The sequence below is a fragment of the Pauljensenia sp. UMB10120 genome (assembly GCF_030212035.1).
GTDB lineage: Bacteria > Actinomycetota > Actinomycetes > Actinomycetales > Actinomycetaceae > Pauljensenia > Pauljensenia radingae_A.
In genome coordinates, this window is record NZ_JASODH010000002.1 from 57,828 (window position 1) to 77,496 (window position 19,669).

A 19,669-nucleotide genomic window follows, 5' to 3' on the forward strand; every position below is an offset into this window, starting at 1 on the left:
TTTCACAACTTGCCGATTGAAATATGAGAGGAATTTGAAATGGTGAATAAGCAGGCTGAGAAAAAAACATCTCTGGATGACGTGCGTGAAAGAGCAAGAAAATTGGCCGCACTTCTAGATGGGCCCGCAGATAAGGAGAGTGGGTCATGTAAGCCTGAACACCCTAGACCTCAGTTTGCTCGGAAGAATTGGGTCAATCTCAATGGTCAATGGGAATTTGAGGTTGACCCTGGAGACTCTGGCCGTGAGCGGGGTTTGCTGGATCGGCAGTTAGCTGATTCTATCGAAGTCCCATTTGCGCCTGAGTCGAAAATGTCGGGAATTGAAAACACTGATTTCTTGAACGCGGTCTGGTATAGAAAAACGCTGACAGTTCCATCCGAATGGAAAGACGATGATATCCGACCGGTTTTGCATTTCGGAGCGGTCGATCACGATACGACGGTTTGGGTTAACGGAGTCGAGGTGGCACGGCATCGGGGCGGCTTTACACCATTCGACGCAGACTTGGATGGTGTGGTTGGTGCCGGTGAAGAGGCGACTGTTGTTGTTCGAGCTCGCGACTTACGCGGCATGCCTCAGGCTCGCGGAAAGCAGGCTACGTGGTATGACTCGACACACTGCCAATACACGCGTACGACAGGAATTTGGCAGACTGTTTGGCTGGAAGGCGTCCCGCGGGAGCATATTAAGTCAGTTAAGGTGTTTCCGAATATGGGAACGCAGAGCTTTGAAGTGACAGCTTCAGTTTCGAGGAGCGTATGTGATGGTCAACTGAAGGTCGTTGTGAGTGAACCTGAGGGAGACTTTGTCGCGTCGGCCCACGTAGCAGTTGGGAAGGATCTATCTCCAAAAGTCGTAGTGGAGATTCCTGCTGAAAAAGTTCGTATATGGGGACCGGGAGATCCAGAACTATACCGACTGACGATACTGCTGGCAAACGAGGACGGATCGATCAGGGATGAAATTTCGTCGTATTGCGGTCTTCGTTCTATCTCAATTAAGGGCAACGAGTTCCGGATAAATGGGAAGAAGATTTTCCAGAGACTGGTCCTGGACCAGGGATATTGGCCAGATTCCTTGATGACTGCACCGAGTGATGATGCAATTGTCGAAGATATTCAACTGGCTCTTTCTGCCGGGTTTAACGGTGCGCGGCTTCATCAAAAGGTTTTCGAAGAGCGCATGATGTTTTGGGCCGATATGTACGGCTATCTTCTCTGGGGAGAATTCGGAGACTGGGGAGTTTCTGGTCGAGGACCTCTTGGATACAATCAGGAGCCTACTGCGTCGTTCGTTACGCAATGGATTGAAACACTTAACCGGGATATTTCACACCCAAGTATCATCGGATGGTGCCCATTAAATGAGACGCACCAAGTGCTGCATGACCACATCACAGTGCTGGATGATGTCACGCAGGGAATGTACTGGGCCACAAAGCTGGCAGATCCGACTCGCCCCGTGCTTGATGCATCCGGGTATTCGCATAGAGTCCGCGGCGCAGATATCTATGATTCGCATTCTTATGAGCAAGATCCTGCAGCGTTTAAACGTGAACAAGCAGGTTTGAAAGACGGAAAACCGTATGTCAATCGAGTGGTCTTGGAAGACAATACGATGCCCTTTGCAGATGGGCGTTTTTCGATTGATTACGACGGCCAGCCCTTCTTCGTGTCGGAATTTGGCGGCATCTGGTGGAATGAGGAAGAGGCAAGAAATCGACGAGGAAACAACGATCAAGCTGAATCGTGGGGCTACGGAGATAGGGTGAACAGTCTGGAGGAATTTTACGAACGATTCGAGGGATTAGTACAAGTTCTCAGCTGCGACAGCAACATGTTTGGGTACTGCTACACCCAGCTGACAGATGTTTTCCAAGAGAAAAACGGAATCGTCAATTTCGATCGCACGCCCAAATTCGATCATGAAAAGTTGCGTGCCATTCAAGAAAGAACGGCAGCATATGAAAAAGAGTGAGGCCACCGGAACCTTTGAGGTTATAGGACATTTTCTGTTGCTTTTGAGTTCCACGCGTTGTGGTGGGCGTATCGGGGGACGATCAGTGCCCTGTACTGGAGTGTCCTAGATTTCGCTCTGCTCCTTATGGGGATGCCTGGATGGTGGCACGGCGCTGAGTACATTTTCATGATTGGACGGTGTCCATCTTCGGATTGGTCAGATGACACGCGACCAAGGAGTTTTCCCGGATTGGCCCTCAGCCGGGAAGGTAACATGAACGTGACAGTTCGCAACCCAAAGCCACTACTGAGCCTGCCCGCATGTCCACTGCGCATGGCCAACAAGGGGAGCCCGACATGAGCATGCATCATCTTGCAGGCGTTCTCGTGCTGGCAGGCGGAACCGCAGCCCGCATGGGTGGAGTGTCCAAACCGGACGTGATGGTCGCGGGAAAGAGGCTTCTCGATCATGCGCTTGCCGAAATCAGCCGCACCGCCCCTCGCGCACGCATCGTCGTCGTGGCGCCCCCCGAAGTGTCAGTGCCGCCCAGCGTCATTCGCATACTCGAGGATCCGCCTTTTGGCGGGCCGCTGGCCGGTTATGCTGCGGGATTCCATGCGCTCACGATTGACGAGGGCGCCCTCGTGGCATTCATGACGTGTGATGCACCACTGTCGGCGCGATTAATCCCGGCGCTGCTAGAAGCGTTCGAAGCAGAATCATGCGACGGTGCAGTACCGGTTCAGCACACGCCAGAAGGCGACATTCTGCAACTCACCCAGGGAATCTATCGATCCGAATTCCTGCAAGATGTCATGCGCGATCACGTGCGCAATAAGTCCTTGCGGCGAGCGTTTTCAGATGCGCATCTTGTCGGCGTACCGGATCAGTCGCAATGCGGGTTTGACGTGGACACGTGGGAAGAAGTCGCAACGCTCGAAGAATACCTGCTTTCCGATGACGGGCGGGAGGCGCGGTCTGATCTTTGATGCCGAACAGACTGCCTTAGTTGTGCGCAAAGAGTTCGCTGATCTGCGCTGCTAAACTAGGCTCCTTACACTAGGTGCATTGCGGAGGAGGTTTCTTGAGCATCGCATTGAATATGCCACTGATGCAGGCACGTCTTGATCCGGCAAAGCGCCCGGATGTTCCCGTGTTACTCGATCAGTTTGGGCGAGTCGCCAGAGATCTACGCATCTCGGTAACTGACAGGTGTAATTTGCGATGCCAGTACTGCATGCCTGCAGAAGGTGTGGAGTTTTCTTCCCCTGACCGAATCCTCACAGATGATGAAATCAAACGGATGATCCATATTGGCGTTCAGCAGTGCGGAATAGAAAAAATACGCTTCACCGGCGGCGAGCCGTTGATGCGCCGCAGCCTGGAAGAACTTGTGTCATACGCGGCGAGTTTGTGTACCTGGAAAGGGACGCGGCCAGATCTATCCATGACGACCAATGGTCTGGGCCTGACGCACCGAGCTGAAGCGCTGGCGCGCGCCGGCCTTCAGCGAGTCAACATTTCAATGGATTCGGCGACTCGCCAGGGCTATCGCATGATGACCCGACGGGACCGATTCGATGATGCGGTTCAGGGAGCTGCTGCGGCTGCCCAGGCCGGCCTTCGTCCAGTCAAGTTGAACGCGCTGCTGATGCCGGGTGTGAACGAGGATCAGGCGCCAGAGCTGCTTCGGCATGCGCTGCGTAACGGATACGAACTGCGTTTTATCGAATTCATGCCTCTTGGACCGCGCGGATCGTGGAAGTGCGAAGATATGATCACTCGCGACGACATTCTGGACACATTGCGCCCACACTTTGATTTGGCTCATCGGTCCGATCGGGAACGAGGAGCCTCCCCGGCAGAAGAGTGGGATGTGATGTCAGGTGCCGATCACCCAGGCGGCAGATTCGGCATCATTGCGTCAGTGACACGACCTTTCTGTGGCGAATGTGACCGCACACGCCTGACCGCAGATGGGAATATCCGAACCTGTCTTTTTGCCCGCTCAGAAACTGATGTGCGCACGATGATGCGCACAGGCGCCACCGACGAGGACATCGCGCAGACGTGGCGACTTGCCATGTGGGGTAAACAACCGAGTCACGGGATCAATGACCCAGACTTCTTGAAACCGCGCCGCCCCATGAGCGCGATCGGAGGATAAATGACTCGAGCTCACGTCACGTACTTCGCTGGTGCAGCAGAAGCAGCTGGCACGCGCACCGAAACTGTTGACGTGCCGCAGTCAATAGACGCGGCCGAATTGCGGGCCTGCTTAGCCGTAGGAAAGTCAGCGCATTTTGCAGACCTCGTCGGGGTGTGTGCTCTGATTATCGACGGCCAGACCATCAGCGAGGCGGAGCGTTGTCAGCTCGGAGACAACATTCAGATCGAAGTGCTGCCACCATTTGCCGGCGGATAATTCTGACTCCGCGCCACGGGCGCAGCTGTTGGCACACGCACGCCGTCAGGATTCCGGTAGCTCAAGACTTCGCGCCACGTGCGCAGCTGTTGGATAGAGCGAGGACGGGACCTGTGCGTCACGCGCGCAGCCTTCGCACCCTACGTTCCCTATGCGCTGCCTGTCCACTCGTGTGAGCCGTCGACAAACTCCTGCTTTTTCCACACCGGCAACTCGGCTTTGACCTGTTCAACCGTACTTTCCAGCAGGGCGAACGCCTCGCGCCGGTGCGCCGCCGACGCCGCAGCCGCAAACGCCACGTCACCCACCTCAAGGTGACCATAGCGATGCTGAATCGCCAGCTTGATCGCACCTGACCCGTGCGCACATCTTCGGGCAATCCGTTCAATCACCATGCCGGCATCGGGATGCGCTTCATAGTCAATCGACACAACGCCCTTGCCGTCATCATGGTTGCGCACCCGGCCATCAAAAAGAACCACGGCACCAGCTTGAGAATCGCGCACCGCTTCCTGCAACGCTGTCACATCGATAGGCTGATCCGTGACTTCTGCGATCACAACGCGCGCATCTGAACCGTCGCTGACCCCGCGGCTCTGGATCGCATGGGTGGCACGCTGATGAGCCGACTGGCCGATCTGCTCGGCGGGCGCCGTGTGGTCAGCGTCAGCAAGTTGCTCGGTGATGTGTGAGATCAGCGGACCGACTACGGCCACAGCATCGCGCACTCCGTCCGTTGACCCAGGAGCGTTGACAACGAAAGCGCGCCGCCCCTCACACTCGATGACGCCTGACACCCCGCGTGACAACGCGGCAGCTGGAACCTCCGGATTGGAACGCAAAGCCGCCTCGATGCCCTCGGCCCGCTTCGACAACAGTGGCATGGTCGCCTCGGGAGTGACGTCACGCGTGGAAAAGCCTGTGCCGCCCGTGGTGAACACGATGTTGGCTCCGCCGGCAACAGCATCCCTGATCGCGGCGGTAATTGCGTCAGCGTCGTCAGGGACGATCACCACACCGCTGACTTGCGCATATTCGCTCAGCAGTTTCTGTGCGAGCGGCCCGGAACGGTCGGTTCGCACTCCGGCCGCAGACCTGTCAGATATCGTGACCACCGCAACATGAGGCATGAAGGCAATCATACTCACGCGCCTCGAAGAGGCCAACAACCCGTCCGTCGGGCACCGCCGCTCCGCGTTTTCTTACGCGCATGTCCGAGGGCGACTGGTCTGACATGGTAAGCGTTGCAGCGCCAGCTCATCAGCAATTCGACTCGCGTACAGTAGGTGGGTGATGATCACACCGCTTGGACGAGCCGGCACGGCACTGACCGACGAACAACGCGAACGCTATGCGCGCCCGATGTTGCTCGACGGCATGGGAGAAGAAGGCCAGCGCCGACTGCTGGGCACGTCGGTTTTGGTGATCGGGGCCGGAGGGCTCGGCTCGCCGGTGCTGATGTATCTGGCAGGTGCCGGCATTGGTCACATCGGCATCGTGGATTCCGATGTACTGGATACGTCGAATCTGCATCGCCAGGTCATTCACTCCATGAGCGAGCTCGGACAAGCGAAAACAGACAGTGCAGCGCGACGGATCGCTGATCTCAATCCGGACGTGGACGTGACGTGTTACCACCTGCGTCTGACGGCTGAAAATGTTGATGACCTGTTCGAGCCATTCGACATCATTGTTGACGCCACGGACAATTTCGCCACCCGTTACCTCATCGACGCGGCGGCCACACGCTTGGGTAAACCTGAAGTGTGGGGATCCGTGCTGGGAGCTGCCGGGCAAGTCTCAACTTTCTGGAGCGGTCCTGCTGCGCGTACAGCGGGCGTACCCGTCGAGGTTCGCCTCACTGACCTGTATGCGTGCGCGCCGCGAGAAGACGTGGTCGCAGAGGGAGCGAGCTCGCCTGTCATCGGTCCGATCACCGGGATGGTCGGATCTCTTATGGTAGGAGAGGTGACTAAACTTGCCGCCGGATACGGGCAGCTCCTGCTGGGGCGTGTCGCGTTCATCGACACAGCTGCGGGGCAGCTACGGGACATGACATTTAAGCGGCGGACTTCAACGCGCATCTCCGGTCACCCGGAGTAAGCCTGAAATGCCGTAAGGAACCGCACGCGCAGAGGAAAGGAACAAGCAGATGAAAGACGTTGCCGATCATTATCGCGACGTGATGGCCTTGGGCGCGCCTCTTCCGGAAAGTACTGTTCCCATCGACGAAGCTCTGGGGCGAGTTCTGGTTGAGGACATCCGCGCACGCTTCGCCGTCCCACCGTTCACAAACTCCGCGATGGACGGTTTTGCCGTGCGTGCTGACGAGGTACGCGAGGGCCACGCACTGCGTGTCTCAGACGATATTCCCGCCGGCCGCACTGATATTCCAGTTCTTCCCGCGGGCTGCGCCATACGCATCATGACAGGTGCGCCGATGCCGGAGGGCGCCGACGCCGTGATCCCGGTTGAAAACACACAGAACCCCGGAGCCAATATGGCGCCAGATCCGCCCGCCCGGATTGTTCCAACCGCGACAGTTCCTGCAGGCGCAAATGTGCGCAGACGCGGTGAGGACATCAACGAGGGCGACCTGCTCTATCCTTCAGGAACGCACCTGACCGCAGCTCACCTGTCCGCCCTCGTCTCTGTGGGATACGGGCAGGTGGCGGTACGTTCACAGGTGCGTGTCGGAGTGATCACGACGGGGGAGGAGCTGCGCGAGGCTGGAGCTGACCTTGCCCTCGGACAGATCCCGGACTCCAACTCAATCCTGTTGGCAGGCATGGTCCGTGAAGCCGGTGCGGTGCCGTTGGTCCGCGCATTCCACGCCGATACAGTGGAAGATTTCATGAGGGATCTGCAGGATATCCTCGACCAGGTTGACCTGCTCATCACGGCAGGCGGCGTTTCGGCCGGCGCGTTTGACGTGGTCAAAGCCGCTTTGCGGGCATACGGCGTGGAGTTCGTGAAGGTGGGGATGCAGCCGGGTAAACCCCAGGGATGTGGTGTGCTCGAGCCTGCGGGTCATCCCGCGCGCCGCATCCCGATTCTGTGCCTGCCTGGCAATCCCGTCAGTGTTTTCGTCTCCTGGCACCTGTTTGCCGTGCCGTTGATGCGCGCGCTCGCCGGTGAGCCTCCCGTCGATTTTGATGCACTGTTTACCACGGTTCGTGCAGGTACCGGTTGGTCACGCAAACCTGGCCGCGTACAGTTCCTGCCGGTCACTGCCCGCGAGCGGGAGGTGATGATTGGGGATAGCAACAGGGACGAGCGTGGCACTGTCACACCTGATGGCGTGCTGATCCACCCGTCCAGCCACGGCGGCTCGAAGTCTCATTTTGTGGCCTCCCTTGCCGGTGCAACCGGTCTGGCGCGCGTGCCGGCTGAACGTGCGAAGGTGGAGGCTGGCGATCTGGTTGATGTGATGTGGTTAGGGAGGGCGCGATGAAACTGACGCATCTGAATGAAGACGGCAGTGCTTTCATGGTGGACGTCACCGCCAAGAAGCCAACCGTTCGAGAAGCAACAGCTATTGGCGAGGTTGAGTGCTCACCGAAGATCATGCAGACGCTGCGCGACGGAACCGTCCCCAAGGGCGATGTGCTGGCAGTGGCGCGCATTGCGGGAATCGCGGCGGCAAAGAAGGTGCCTGACTTGCTGCCGTTGGCTCATGTCATCGGCGTGCACGGCTGCGAAGTGGATCTTGAACTGGGCGCGGACCGGGTGCTGATTCGCGCAACGGTCCGAACTGCAGATCGCACGGGAGTGGAGATGGAGGCGCTTACCGCTGTTTCGGTGGCCGCATTGGCGATTATTGACATGGTGAAAGGCGTTGATCGTTCAGCCAGAATCACCAACTGCCAGATCATCCACAAGGCAGGCGGGCGGTCGGGCGACTGGTATCGCCCCGGATTTGAGCCTGACGCTGGCTGAACGATAGTCGCTGGGTCGTGCGACAGGCAGCTAGCCGCTGACCCGACGGACGTTCAAGCAATGGCCGGACGCCAGTTGGCTGGGTATTGGAGGGCCCAACGCCCCGGCTGGACGCTCAGGAAGCGGAGTCGACGGATTCTGCACGATCGACACGGCCGTGGCGAATCAGCACGTTGAAATCAGCGAGCTGTTCGGCATCCTCTGGATCATGCGTTACCAGCACGCCGGTAAAGGGAGAGGTGCGCATGCGGCGTTCCAGCTCAGTGCGCACCGACTGCGCTGACCGCTCATCCAGCCCGGCCATTGGCTCATCGAGCAGCACAATGTCCGGATCCAACGCCATGGCGCGGGCAATGGCAGCCCGCTGAGCCTGGCCTCCCGACAGCTGCGTGGAACGACGATCCGCCAGTCCATCCATTCGCACCGCCCGCAGCTCAGCCATTGCGCGCCTGCGTGCATCGGCGCGCGACGCTCCGCCCGAACACAACCCGAACTCCACGTTCTTAAGCACACTCATATGCGGGAACAGCAACGGTTTTTGCTGCAGCAGGACGATCCTGGGTGACGGCTTCGAAAACGTGACTCCACCGCTGGACGCAGTCACTGTGCCAGAAATCAGCCCCAGCAGCGTCGATTTGCCTGAACCGTTCGGCCCCATGACGGCCGTCATCTGACCGCCGGGAATGTGCACCTTCAGCATTACTCCACGTTGAGCCACTTCCGCATCGACATCGATGTCCGTGCTCGATGAGGGACGCGCAGCAGTGGCAGTGGCCGAATCCACCTTGGAGTGGTCAACGCTGTCCGTCTTGTTTTCGTCGGGAAGAGGAGTGTCGAGGGCATCCTCGTCAATTCGCTGCGCGTGATCGCTGTATGGTTTCCGCTCGGTTGCAGGGCGGCCACCGGGAAGGTGCACAGCGAGGAGATTCGCTCCGAACAGAATGACGATTGCCATGGTGAGAAGGACGACTGACAGGGCGAGCGCTTCTTCTGTGGAGGACTGACGCTGCAGGTAAATGGCGAGCGGCATGGTTTGGGTGGTGCCCTGCAGCGAGCCTGCGAATGTGATCGTCGCACCGAATTCGCCCAGCGCGCGAGAGAACGACACGGCAGCTGCTGACAGGATCGACGGGAACATGACGGGCAAGGTGACGTGGAAGAACGTACGGGTACGCGAGGCGCCGAGCGCGCGGGCGGCTTCGTCGTATTCGTTTCCACGGGTGCGGATCGCACCCTCAAGAGAGGAGATGAGGAACGGCATGGCGACGAAGGTCTGCGCCATGATGACCGCGATGGAGGTGAAGCCGATTTCGATGCCGATCACCGACAGGTGCTGGCCGAGCAGGCCACGCCGCCCCCAGGTGAGCAGCAGCGCCAAGCCAGCCACCACCGGCGGCAACATCATCGGCAGGGTGACGATTGTGCGCAGCAACCGCGCCCACCACACATCCGGCAGATTCGCCAGGACGAATGCGAGGGGAACGCCCAGACACACGCACAGCGCGACCGATACTCCGCACGTTTTCAGTGACAGCCAGAGGGCATCCTGAGAAATATCAGTGGAAATGAAGCGGCCAAAATCAGTCCACGGCGTCTGGACAAAGATCGTGAGCAGCGGGAATACCAGGAACACCGCGGCCAGGATCCCCGGTGCCGTCAGCCACGGCGCGTATTTCAGTTTCACGAATGCCCCTTACGTGAGTGTGGCCCGCCGAAGCGGGTCACACATGGATGTCGGTATGTACTGCTTGCTTCGTAGTCGGAGCAGTGAATCCGTAGGCGTCGAGGACCTGCTGACCCTTGTCGGAGAGGATGAAGTCGATGAACGCCTGTCCGCCTTCCTTGTTCTTCGCACTCTTCGTCAGAGCCACGCGGTAATCGTTGACAACCTGATCGGCGTTCACGATCTCAATGACGTCAACCTTGTCTGATGACATGGCATCGGTCTTGTACACGAGTCCGGCATCAGCTTCACCGGTTTCAACCTTGGCGAGCGTGTCGCCTACGTTCTGCTCCTCGGACACGGCCTGGAAAGTGACGCCGTTCTTTTCAGCCAGAGTCTTGGTGGCGTTGCCGCATGGGACGCCCTCGGCGCACACCACGAGCTTCTTACCTTCGAGCGCCTCAGTAGTGAAGCCTTCGACCTGGCCGGGGTTGCCCTTGGGAACCACCATGACCAGCGTGTTGGTGGCGTAGGAGGCATCAGCTTCGACGTCGCCATTTTCAGCGGCCTTGTCCATGTTCTTTTGGTCGGCGGTGAACAATGCGTCGGCGGGGGAGCCCTGGTGAATCTGGTCGACTAGGTTCTGTGAGCCGTCAAAGCTGAACGTCACTTTCGAGCCTGGGTTCTCCGCCTCGAACGCTTCACCGAGTTCGGTGAAGGACTTCGTCAGAGATTTTGCGGCGAAAATAGTGATGTCACCGTAGTTCTGACCCTCTGACGCGGAAGCGGCCTCGGAGCTTTGCGAAGTTTCTGACTGAAGGGCAGCTGCGGGTTCGGACTGTTCAGATTCTGTTGAGCCGCCACCGGAGCATCCTGCCAGTGCACATGCTGCCGTTGCCAGCAGCGCAAAACTGGTACCAAATTTGCGAAGCATTGTTCATCTTTTCATTGCGGCATGGCCGCGAGCGAGTTACGTGACGATCGCGACGTTCGTTGCTTTGATCTGCGCACGCGCGATGACGCCAGGTTTCAAATCGAGGTCTCGTACTGCCTCGGTTGAAATCAGTGACACGACTCGAAAGGGGCCACACTGCATGACGACCTGGCTCATGACTTTGTCTGATTCGACTTCCAGAACCAGGCCTTTGAGTAGGTTACGGCTCGACGCCGTGTGACTACCTGACAGGTTGTTAGTGGACATCAAATAACGCGCCAACGACTCGCCCGTGATCTCACGGGGTGACGAGCCTTCGGCTGATTCGATGCGTCCATCGTCAATCCATCGACGGATCGTGTCGTCAGAGACTCCCAACAGCTCTGACACTTCCGAGATACGATAATTCATCTTCATCATCCTATCGGGTAATAGCGGAACTATCTCGTCACTAATGCCGCATTTGCGGAAGTGGTACGGCAAACCCCCGCATTGCGGGACTCTACAGGCTAGACGACCATGCGGCTCAGATGCCGCGCAACTGCGTGCGCACGTCCTCAGGGAAGGTTTCCCGCACGTCGCGAGGAATCGCGGCATCAAAGGGGTGCGCCATGCGGAATGTGCACAGCGCGCACAGAGCGCCCTCCGACGCGGGATGCAAGTTGTGGCATTTTGTGCACGGCGTCAGGTCAGTCTGCTCGCGTCGCTGTTCGTCTGCTTCGAAAGGTGCGAGAAGCGCCGCGCCCTGCTCGTCCTGAGTGGTGTGCGCGGGACAGTAATGGACAGCGACCTGGCATGCCGGACACAGCGCCGAAAAATCGTGGAACGCCTGAGAGGCATCGATGCCTGCGGACTGGTTGACCTGACAGTGAACGACCTGAGCCGAACATGTCGAACAGCGCAGCATGTGCACCCGGTCGGTATCGGCGAATACCGCGGGCCGGACGATGGCGCGCTGGTCAGCCAACTCATGGAAAGCTTCGAAGCTTCTCCACTCGTTGCTTGCTGAGATTGTCAGCGCCGAATCCGAGGGCACAGGAAGCAGGGCACGTCGGGGCATCTGCACGTGTGCCATCCAAGTGACACGTGGACGATGGGCTGCGCGCCGGGGAGTCTTATAGGCGCCGAGCAGGTCACCGAAAATGTTGCGCAAATGCTTCAAAGTGTCCTGGCACTGCGATGGGTGCTCCGAACAGGGGACGAAGCGAACAGCCTCGGCACCTTGGACCAGCAGCTGTGCTGTATCAGAAGCGGTCACGGTGTGTAGGCAGCTATCCCACACCAGCGCCGCATCTCCAGAGCTGATCGGGGGAACCGCCTCATGGTCACACACCAGCACCAGGTGGTGCGCCGGATCGAAGGCGCCGAGCCACCGCAGCACCGCCTGCATCGCGCTCATGAGATGTCGGTTTCGCTGGAAGTCGCCTGGCCTGGATCCGCGTGCACGGCAAAATCGGCGAGCGCCACGCTTTCCTTGAGCATCCCAGTGAGCAGAAGAGCCGCCGCACGATACGTCGCAGTTGCGCACTGTGTGCGGATCCCGTGAATGACACGCGCTGCAAGTGGGCCCAGGTGGTGATCGAGAAAATCGCCAAGACTGTGAGCCTGCTGCGCGCATGCGGCGGCGTCGCGCGTGCGCCACGCCAGGGCAAGAGCAGTCGCCAGGTGCCCGGCGAAGGCGACCTCCACGCCCACGTGATCAAGAGGCACATCGCGCAACATGACGGTCGGGAATTCGTGGCGGGCATATAAAGCGTCGAGGTCTGCGCACGCGTTACGCTGCGCCAACCCCGCAGCGCGTTCCGTCATCGGGATGGGGCCGCCAAAGCCCAGAACCAGCAGATACTCATCGCGAATCTGGCGGGCACTCTCATCGGCAGCGGCAAGTTGTCGCGCCGCTTCCAGTGAGTCGTCATCTCGCAGCGGCCACAACCGCAGCATCTCGGGGTTCGCAACGTTATGCAGAACGCCTGTCTCGGGTGTGGATGCGAAGAGCATCGACAAAACGGAGGCGGCTGTGCCCACTCGTGTGCCCCGGCTGATCACATCGGATGTGTCAGGCGCGCTCAACGGATCGAAAGCGGTCATCACAGGTCGCTCAGCCAACTGTGTGAGGCGGAGTGCGACGGTGCCGGCTGAATCTTCACCGGCACCGGGCCACCGCTTCGCTGTGCGTCCTGGCATGCAGTCAGGTCGCCCTCGTGCAGGGCAGCCTCATCCGGCACATAGCGTTCGAGAGGATGACCGTCATCTTCAAGAGCCTGTTTCCACTGCTCGAGCGTGCCACCGGTCAGCTCGATCAGGCCGCGTACCCAACGTGTCCGGGCAAGCTCGACCGCACTTTCCAGCATCTGAGGCGCCCACTGTAGCAGGTGCGTGTACGTAAAAGATGCGGCAAGGACGAGGGCGTCTTCTGCCTGATCACTGTCGCCCTGTTCAAGGTGATCGAGCACGACCAGCAGCGCTTTTGATATGAAGTCGAGCTCAAGACCGATGTGGTCATCGGGTTCTTTGCCCAGTCGTGGCGCCTCATAGCCCAGAGCCGCGTAATACTGACGCACCTGCAAAGTCTCCACGCCAAAGATCAGGCCGTCAGTGCCGCGGTGAACAGACTCGTAGGGTGGGATCTGTGCACGCGCGGAGATGCCGTAGAGCGCATCCTGATCCGACCAACGCGAATACTCATCTTCGTTACAGCTGGTACGCAGCAGGTCAATACCCGTTGCTGAAGCGCCGCTGGCAGGCAGGGGCCAGTCGCTAAGCATGCCTCGAATGCTGCGTGCCGTCGTGTCGCGCGCCGGCACGCGGTGCAGAGCGCCAAGTACGGAAAAGGCGGCGCTGAAAGCGTCGAGTGAATCAGTATCAAGCATCAGTGTCTTATCGTGGATGAATCAGCGTGTCGGATACGTCATGTTATCCGAAGACGGTGTTGATTCCGACTCGGACGAGCCCTTCGTAGTGCAGACCGCGGCCGAGTAGCTCGGTCAGAACGGCCAGGACGAAAGCTCCGGCAAGCAGCCACACCAGCGGCTTGGACGGGCTGGTTGCCTTTTCCAGTTGTTTGCGCACAACCAGCACAATCAGCACGACCACAACGGCCAGTGACACCAAGCGTATTGCGAGGTATCCGTGTGAGGCAATGTGGTGAGCGACGGTGCGTTCCACTTCGCTGCCTAATCCCAGAGACGTCATGTAGAAGGGGTAGGCGACCATCAGGACGATCCCGGCAATGGCTGCGATCGCGGTGGACAGGCGCATGGAACGCTGCGCAAGTGTCACGGTTTCATCGGAGAGCTGGCCGTCAGGGAACACGCCACGTTTGACGATATCCAGCACCTTGGTCATCAGGCCTGTCTTCTTGCCGGCGCGAGCCTGTGGCGCTGGCTGCGTGGCTGAAGAATTCGGTGAAGCGTCGGTGATGGGTGAGTCGACTTCGTCAATGAGGACGGACGAAGTGCCGGCGTAGGCACCTGCACGAGCTGGCTCGCGGACTTGCTTGCGTGCGGGGGCGGCGTTGCCGGACTGCATACTCCATGCGATGAACAAGGCTAGCGCAACAGCGAGGGAGCCGGTAAAGAACGCTGAGGAGAAGAAGGAAACCCACGTGAAGATGTTGTGCCAGGCGGGAACCGTTTCGGTGAAGTAGTAGACACCCGTCATAGAGATGATCAGAGCCAGACCGGCAAGTGCGGTCAGTCCTGCGAGGGTGTCTCGGGCAGTGCGGCTGAGGATGTTGAACCATTGAGCGATCGCGAAACAGGCGCCGAGACCGGCGTACAGAACCCCGGAGATGAGTTCGCGCGAGAGCCACGAGGATCCGATATGGAGCAGTGTGAAGGGCGCATGGAAGGGATCATTGAGGTGGAAGAACGCCGCGAAGAAACCGAACAGCAACAGTGGGCCGGCCGCATACATGCCGGCATTCGTGATGCGGTCAATCGTGGTGTTACTCATGCCTGAGCGCCGTCCGATCAACTGAATGAGGCCGAGAATCCAGAATGCTCCGACCGACATTTGAGCCACGACAGTAAATATGATCATGGGGAGTTCGCCGATGTGCATGATGCTCCTTCGTGCCGATGTAACGGGCCTAGATCTCTTCAGGATTCTGGATCATACCGGTGCCTTCATCCCACTTTTGGGCATCACGGTGCGGTTTGATGACCAGGTGCGGTTTCGTGATCGACGGATCCGGCAGGGGTGCGATACCTGATTCGGACCCGAACTCCTTGCGCAGAGCTTCGATCGGTCCCCATCCGAGCGCGCGGGTCGGGCAGGCGTCGACACATGCCGGGTTCTGACCCTGCTCGCGGTAGTCATAGCACAGGTCGCACTTGGACATGTGACCGGTGCGTGAATCGAGCTGCGGCGCGCCGTAGGGGCATGCCCATTGGCAGTATCGGCATCCCACGCACTTGCTCTGATCAACGTAGACGGTGCCGTCGTCGCGTCGGCTCATCGCAGTGGTGGGGCATACGCGCATACAGATCGGGTTCTCGCAGTGGTTGCACGAGATGGAGGTGTAGTAGCTGAATACGTTGGGCGTGAACGTGCCGTCCTGCTCGTTGGTGCTCCACGTGCCACCGGTGTATTCGATCACGCGGCGCCAGTTCATGCCGACAGGCAAGTCATGTTTGTCCTTGCATGCGATCTGGCAGGCTTTGCACCCATTGCACATGTTCTGATCGAAAAAGAATCCGTAACCGGCGTCCTTTTGCGTCAACGGCTGATCAACCGTGTCGTGCCTGCCTGGCTGTGGGATCGCGTCCTGATCCATCGGTCCTCCTCGTGGCGATCTGTTCAGTACTGAACGGTCAAGTCTGTGAAAATCTGTGGTTGGCGGGTCGTGGGGCTTGTGCGGAGCCGCCGCTTATACGGGCAGCCTCACGGGCGTTGTCGAAGCCGGCTTCGCGAATGGCAGCGTCACGTCCATGTGCCTCACACCTTCTCCACTTGTGCAAGATTCGTGTGCTGACCGTTGCCCTTCGACAGGGGAGTGGGGTGCTGAGATGTCAGAACGTTGACTGCACCGCCGTGATCCACACCGTTCTCGTCCCATTCAACCCATGCGCCCTGCGGAACAGAGACAACGCCTGGTGCGATGCGCGCTGAAACGAACGCCTGCGTCTGGATTGTGCCGCGATCGTTGAAGATGCGGATCTGGTCGCCGTTTGCGATCCCTCGTTTGCGGGCATCCTGAATATTGATCCATGCCTTTTGCGGGTGAGCCTCGCGGTTCTTCGACAGGTTGCCGTACGTCGAGTGCGTACGTGACTTGTAGTGGTGTCCAATGACCTGCAGCGGATACTTCTTGTTGGTGCGCGCCTCCTCGACGCCCTCACGAGTGGGGACGTATTCGGGGATCGGAGTCAGTCGGTCACCGGGTAGTGGATCGGGGAACTCCCACGTCTTGGCCATCTCGGCCAGCTGGCTGGAATACAGTTCGATCTTGCCCGACGGCGTCTCCAGCGGATTGGCCTCCGGATCTTCGCGGAACTCCTTGAGGGGCACCACATGTTCGTCGGGGTTATAGCGGTAGACGCGCATATCGCGCAGTTCGTCGAATGTCGGGAACTGCGGCTGATCCTTGCGTGTCATCTCGTGAACGTCACGCGCCCAGTCTTCCGTGGTTTTCTTGCCGTGCGCGAACTCTTCACCAATACCCATACGTTCGGCGATCTCCGTGGTCACCTCGATCGAGCTGCGAGCTTCATACAGCGGGTCGATAGCCTGTTCGACCATAATTTCGTAGGCGAGCTCACCGGTGTATTCGCTGGGAACCAGATCCCATCGTTCAGCAGTGGTGGTATCAGGCAGCACCAGGTCGCACAGTTTCATCGACGCTGTCATCTGGTTATCCATCCCGACGATGAACTCGCACTTGGTGTCATCGTCAAGGATTTCCCGCGTGCGATTGATGTCGCCGTGCTGCGAGGAGAGCATGTTGGAGCCGTACACCACCATGAACTTGATGCCGACATCGAGCTTGTCCTTGCCGTGCACACCATCTTTGAGAGCCGTCATCTCCGGTCCGTGGTCAATCGCGTCGGTCCACTTGTAGCAGCTGATCGACGTTTCCACCGGGTTCGTCCCGTCGTCAAGCCACTGGGACAGTGGCCAGTAATAACCGTCACGCCCGCCGGTACCGCCGCCGGGAATACCGACGTTGCCGGTCACGCAGGCCAGCAGATAAATCGAGTTCGCCTGGTTTTCACCATTGGCGTGGCGTTGCGGACCCCACCCCTGGTTGATGTTGACGGGCGTGGAAGTGGCCACCTCACGTGCAAACTTGCGGATGGTGTCGGCCGGGATCCCCGTAATCTGTGCGGCCCACTCCGGAGTCTTTTCAATCCCGTCTTCGCCTTTGCCTTCCACATACGAACGGTAGGAGGCGTTCTTCGGGGCGCCCTCGGGCATGTGCTGTTCGTCGAACCCGATGCAGTACTTGTCGAGGAAAGCCTGGTCGTGCAGGTTTTCGGACAGCATGACGTGCACCATTGCAGCGACGAGGGCGGCGTCGGTTCCGGGACGGATCGGGATCCACTGATCCGCAATCAGGGAGGCTGTATCGGAGTAGCGAGGATCAACCACGATGATCTTCACACCAGCTTTCTTCGCACGCGTTGCCGTGTAGGCGATGCCGCCGCCTGACATTCGTGTTTCCAGAGGATTGTTGCCCCAGAACACGATGAGTTTGGAATTGTCGATGCAATCTTCGATCGAGTTGGAGATCTGCTCATCGGGTGAACCGTACACGTACCTTGTGCACTGAGAAATCTGCAGGTAGGAGTAGTTTCCGTAGTAGTTCAGGTGGCCGCCAAGCAGATTGAACAGGCGGTGCCAGCCTCCCGAATAAGCGACGAGGGCGTTCCACACTCCTGATCCATAGTTCTTGTAGATCGCTTCGGGGCCGTAGGTGTCATAGGTGTAGCGCAGTTTCTCAACGATCAGGTCGATGGCTTCGTCCCAGCTGATGGCTTTGAACTCGCCGTCGGAGCGCTTGGCTCCCACGCGCAGCAGCGGTGTCTTGATACGGTCGGGGTTGTAGATACGCTCACGCATGTTGCGGCCGCGCACACATGCCAGGATATTGCGGTTCATCAGTGTCTCGTCGCCGGTGTTGTCCGGCAGGACGCGAACGACCGTGCCGTCCTTGACCTGGAGGCGTAGTGGGCAGCGCGAACCGCAGTTGACGATGCATGCCGACGAAACTGTCTTGTCGACATCCAGGCGTCCCGTGCCGTTGGGGACGAGTGTGCCTGAATCGTCTGTGTGGGAGTACTGCACGTTGGAGTTTGAACATCCCACTAGACCGACGCTGGCCCCAGCGATTGCCGACCACTGCAGGAACGAACGTCGGGACGGTCCCGACGCGGTCTTGACTGCTTTCACTGCAACCCCTTTGTCTCACTAGCTGACACCTGTCAAATAACGAATAATCCAATTATGCCTGAAGACTGCGAAATGCCTGATAATACGCCATTCGAAGTGGTGAATATGATGGCATCTGTGTTGCATAAATGGCGGGGCGTTTCCTAGGTGTTTTTCGGCGTGTGTAACCCCCGACGAAGTGGTCCCCGTTGACGCCATTGCCGACATGGCGGACCACGGAGTACTTGATCGCCTTGCCGCTCCTGCTGAGCACATCAACCCATGTTGTCGGGAATTGTGTATGGTCACTTAAAAGCGCCTGATGCGCAATCAGGACCGAGGTGCCAAGGAGGATGCGTGAACGCTACTGGTCGTGCTTCAAAACAGCGCAGTCCTGAAGAAGACCCTCGCTATCAGCGCACCCGCGCTGCTCTAGTTCACGCAGTTATCGAGCTGGCTCGCACCACTCCTGCGGACAAGATTACGGTTTCAGAGCTGACAGCACGCGCCGGCGTCGCGCGGCAAACCTTCTACAAGCATGCGTCCACACCAGCTGACCTGCTGGCGAATTATCTGATTGACCAGCTCCAGCCTGATTTCGCCGACCTCGCCACTTTGCTGTCGTCGGTGACACAGGATCCGCGCCAACGCCTGACTGACGTGTATGTGCGGATGATGAGCACAATCAGCCAACAGCCCGAGATCTATCACAAGATTTTCGCCACCAACGCGCCTTCGGTTGTGCGCTCACTGTTCGCGCAGCGTCTGGAAGAAGTTTTCAGCCAGTATGTGACCGATTTTGCGCAACGCCTGGAATGGAACGCGTCGCAACTGTGGATCGAAATGGCTGTTTCCCAGCAGCTTCACAACATGATGGCGATGATTACGGCGTGGCTGCGCACAGGAATGACGGCGAACGCTCAGGAAGTGGTCGCCACGTATCTGACGCTTGCACCGCCGTGGCAGCTGGTGCATTTCTCGGAAAGTGGGAAAGCGCCCATGCCGCGTCGCGGATTCATCGACGAAACGGCGTCGAAAGCTGAGGACGAAACCTGAGACCTTACTTCATCTGCCAGGTGTCGGCCTGCTCGGCAACCGCGCGCGCAGCCTCAGCTGCATCCACGCCGAGTTTTCCGGCAGCGTATCCGACCAGGAAATTCGTCAGCGGAGCACCTGGACGGCTCGGCCCGTGTGCAACACTGCTGGTCATATCCAGCAAAGCCTCCTGAGCACCAGGAAGCGGGTTGTCTTCAATTTTGAGGGACTCAGCGACGTCCTTCAACCAGGCCGCCATTTCAGGGCTCTTTGCAGCGTCTGCCATGTCATCTCCTCCGGTAGCGGATGCCGATCAGTCGGCACCGATTCAATTGCTCAG

General features: G+C 58.8%; 19 protein-coding genes. 8 read left to right on the top strand and 11 right to left on the bottom strand.

From position 1 onward, the window contains the following. Positions 1-39: 39 nt before the first annotated feature. The 4 genes from QP093_RS02050 to QP093_RS02065 all read left to right on the top strand — a co-directional run bounded on the left by QP093_RS02050 (position 40) and on the right by QP093_RS02065 (position 4,387). Complete coding sequence (locus tag QP093_RS02050; protein ID WP_083314311.1) at positions 40-1,980, top strand: glycoside hydrolase family 2 protein; 1,941 nt, start codon at positions 40-42, stop codon at positions 1,978-1,980. Positions 1,981-2,318: 338 nt separating this feature from the next. Beyond that, positions 2,319-2,951 carry a molybdenum cofactor guanylyltransferase gene (gene mobA, locus QP093_RS02055; RefSeq protein ID WP_285014380.1) on the top strand — a complete coding sequence of 211 codons (633 nt, stop codon included), beginning with the start codon at positions 2,319-2,321 and terminating at the stop codon, positions 2,949-2,951. A 95-nt stretch (positions 2,952-3,046) separates the two neighbouring features. Then, on the top strand, positions 3,047-4,129 hold the full coding sequence (gene moaA / locus QP093_RS02060) for a GTP 3',8-cyclase MoaA (protein WP_285014381.1): 1,083 nt from the start codon (positions 3,047-3,049) through the stop codon (positions 4,127-4,129). Then, positions 4,130-4,387: a MoaD/ThiS family protein gene (locus QP093_RS02065; protein ID WP_058236289.1), complete on the top strand. Its 258-nt coding sequence runs from the start codon at positions 4,130-4,132 to the stop codon at positions 4,385-4,387. Positions 4,388-4,536: 149 nt separating this feature from the next. On the opposite strand, the gene QP093_RS02070 is transcribed toward QP093_RS02065, so the two are convergent. Then, the gene (locus QP093_RS02070; protein ID WP_285014383.1) at positions 4,537-5,517 is read right to left on the bottom strand and encodes a molybdenum cofactor biosynthesis protein MoaE; all 981 of its coding nucleotides are present in this window, start codon (positions 5,515-5,517) and stop codon (positions 4,537-4,539) included. Between the two features lie 163 nt (positions 5,518-5,680). Here QP093_RS02070 and QP093_RS02075 point away from each other — a divergent pair, with 163 nt between their 5' ends. From QP093_RS02075 to moaC, 3 genes are read left to right on the top strand one after another with little or no spacing between them, the layout of a single operon-like run. Beyond that, positions 5,681-6,490, top strand: coding sequence for a HesA/MoeB/ThiF family protein (locus tag QP093_RS02075; RefSeq protein WP_285014710.1), 810 nt, complete (start codon positions 5,681-5,683; stop codon positions 6,488-6,490). A gap of 49 nt (positions 6,491-6,539) precedes the next feature. After that, the gene (locus tag QP093_RS02080) at positions 6,540-7,841 is read left to right on the top strand and encodes a molybdopterin molybdotransferase MoeA (protein WP_285014385.1); all 1,302 of its coding nucleotides are present in this window, start codon (positions 6,540-6,542) and stop codon (positions 7,839-7,841) included. Next, positions 7,838-8,326 carry a cyclic pyranopterin monophosphate synthase MoaC gene (gene moaC / locus QP093_RS02085; protein ID WP_058236293.1) on the top strand — a complete coding sequence of 163 codons (489 nt, stop codon included), beginning with the start codon at positions 7,838-7,840 and terminating at the stop codon, positions 8,324-8,326. The genes QP093_RS02080 and moaC overlap by 4 nt, the downstream gene beginning before the upstream one ends. A gap of 115 nt (positions 8,327-8,441) precedes the next feature. Here the strand turns inward: moaC and QP093_RS02090 are convergent, their stop codons facing one another. The 9 genes from QP093_RS02090 to QP093_RS02130 all read right to left on the bottom strand — a co-directional run bounded on the left by QP093_RS02090 (position 8,442) and on the right by QP093_RS02130 (position 18,315). Next, positions 8,442-10,010 (bottom strand): ABC transporter permease, encoded by a 1,569-nt coding sequence (locus QP093_RS02090; RefSeq protein ID WP_285014386.1) that lies wholly within the window; start codon positions 10,008-10,010, stop codon positions 8,442-8,444. 37 nt (positions 10,011-10,047) lie between these two features. Next, positions 10,048-10,923: a molybdate ABC transporter substrate-binding protein gene (gene modA / locus QP093_RS02095; protein WP_285014387.1), complete on the bottom strand. Its 876-nt coding sequence runs from the start codon at positions 10,921-10,923 to the stop codon at positions 10,048-10,050. Positions 10,924-10,959: 36 nt separating this feature from the next. Next, complete coding sequence (locus QP093_RS02100) at positions 10,960-11,334, bottom strand: TOBE domain-containing protein (protein WP_070725133.1); 375 nt, start codon at positions 11,332-11,334, stop codon at positions 10,960-10,962. A gap of 115 nt (positions 11,335-11,449) precedes the next feature. Continuing rightward, the gene (locus QP093_RS02105) at positions 11,450-12,322 is read right to left on the bottom strand and encodes a hypothetical protein (RefSeq protein ID WP_285014388.1); all 873 of its coding nucleotides are present in this window, start codon (positions 12,320-12,322) and stop codon (positions 11,450-11,452) included. Then, the gene (locus QP093_RS02110; protein ID WP_285014390.1) at positions 12,319-13,011 is read right to left on the bottom strand and encodes a TorD/DmsD family molecular chaperone; all 693 of its coding nucleotides are present in this window, start codon (positions 13,009-13,011) and stop codon (positions 12,319-12,321) included. The genes QP093_RS02105 and QP093_RS02110 overlap by 4 nt, the downstream gene beginning before the upstream one ends. Continuing rightward, positions 13,011-13,793, bottom strand: a complete 783-nt coding sequence (locus tag QP093_RS02115) for a TorD/DmsD family molecular chaperone (protein ID WP_285014391.1) — start codon at positions 13,791-13,793, stop codon at positions 13,011-13,013. Before QP093_RS02115 ends, QP093_RS02110 begins: the two co-directional genes overlap by 1 nt. Positions 13,794-13,836: 43 nt before the next feature. After that, positions 13,837-14,985: a dimethyl sulfoxide reductase anchor subunit family protein gene (locus tag QP093_RS02120; RefSeq protein ID WP_285014393.1), complete on the bottom strand. Its 1,149-nt coding sequence runs from the start codon at positions 14,983-14,985 to the stop codon at positions 13,837-13,839. Positions 14,986-15,013: 28 nt separating this feature from the next. Beyond that, positions 15,014-15,700, bottom strand: a complete 687-nt coding sequence (locus tag QP093_RS02125) for a DMSO/selenate family reductase complex B subunit (protein WP_070725083.1) — start codon at positions 15,698-15,700, stop codon at positions 15,014-15,016. 161 nt (positions 15,701-15,861) lie between these two features. Further along, entirely contained in the window at positions 15,862-18,315 is a 2,454-nt protein-coding gene (locus QP093_RS02130) for a DMSO/selenate family reductase complex A subunit (protein WP_070725086.1), read from the bottom strand. 336 nt (positions 18,316-18,651) lie between these two features. Here QP093_RS02130 and QP093_RS02135 point away from each other — a divergent pair, with 336 nt between their 5' ends. Next, the gene (locus tag QP093_RS02135) at positions 18,652-19,350 is read left to right on the top strand and encodes a TetR/AcrR family transcriptional regulator (RefSeq protein ID WP_285014394.1); all 699 of its coding nucleotides are present in this window, start codon (positions 18,652-18,654) and stop codon (positions 19,348-19,350) included. Between the two features lie 4 nt (positions 19,351-19,354). On the opposite strand, the gene QP093_RS02140 is transcribed toward QP093_RS02135, so the two are convergent. Then, positions 19,355-19,615: a DUF6457 domain-containing protein gene (locus QP093_RS02140; RefSeq protein ID WP_058236302.1), complete on the bottom strand. Its 261-nt coding sequence runs from the start codon at positions 19,613-19,615 to the stop codon at positions 19,355-19,357. Positions 19,616-19,669: the final 54 nt, after the last annotated feature.

Bases quoted from the DNA above. Each gene is read 5' to 3' on its own strand.
- QP093_RS02050 (WP_083314311.1), top strand. From the start codon at position 40: ATGGTGAATAAGCAGGCTGAGAAAAAAACATCTCTGGATGACGTGCGT.
- mobA (WP_285014380.1), top strand. From the start codon at position 2,319: ATGAGCATGCATCATCTTGCAGGCGTTCTCGTGCTGGCAGGCGGAACC.
- QP093_RS02065 (WP_058236289.1), top strand. From the start codon at position 4,130: ATGACTCGAGCTCACGTCACGTACTTCGCTGGTGCAGCAGAAGCAGCT.
- QP093_RS02070 (WP_285014383.1), bottom strand. From the start codon at position 5,517: ATGCCTCATGTTGCGGTGGTCACGATATCTGACAGGTCTGCGGCCGGA.
- QP093_RS02075 (WP_285014710.1), top strand. From the start codon at position 5,681: ATGATCACACCGCTTGGACGAGCCGGCACGGCACTGACCGACGAACAA.
- QP093_RS02080 (WP_285014385.1), top strand. From the start codon at position 6,540: ATGAAAGACGTTGCCGATCATTATCGCGACGTGATGGCCTTGGGCGCG.
- moaC (WP_058236293.1), top strand. From the start codon at position 7,838: ATGAAACTGACGCATCTGAATGAAGACGGCAGTGCTTTCATGGTGGAC.
- modA (WP_285014387.1), bottom strand. From the start codon at position 10,923: ATGCTTCGCAAATTTGGTACCAGTTTTGCGCTGCTGGCAACGGCAGCA.
- QP093_RS02100 (WP_070725133.1), bottom strand. From the start codon at position 11,334: ATGAATTATCGTATCTCGGAAGTGTCAGAGCTGTTGGGAGTCTCTGAC.
- QP093_RS02105 (WP_285014388.1), bottom strand. From the start codon at position 12,322: ATGAGCGCGATGCAGGCGGTGCTGCGGTGGCTCGGCGCCTTCGATCCG.
- QP093_RS02110 (WP_285014390.1), bottom strand. From the start codon at position 13,011: ATGACCGCTTTCGATCCGTTGAGCGCGCCTGACACATCCGATGTGATC.
- QP093_RS02115 (WP_285014391.1), bottom strand. From the start codon at position 13,793: ATGCTTGATACTGATTCACTCGACGCTTTCAGCGCCGCCTTTTCCGTA.
- QP093_RS02120 (WP_285014393.1), bottom strand. From the start codon at position 14,985: ATGCACATCGGCGAACTCCCCATGATCATATTTACTGTCGTGGCTCAA.
- QP093_RS02125 (WP_070725083.1), bottom strand. From the start codon at position 15,700: ATGGATCAGGACGCGATCCCACAGCCAGGCAGGCACGACACGGTTGAT.
- QP093_RS02140 (WP_058236302.1), bottom strand. From the start codon at position 19,615: ATGGCAGACGCTGCAAAGAGCCCTGAAATGGCGGCCTGGTTGAAGGAC.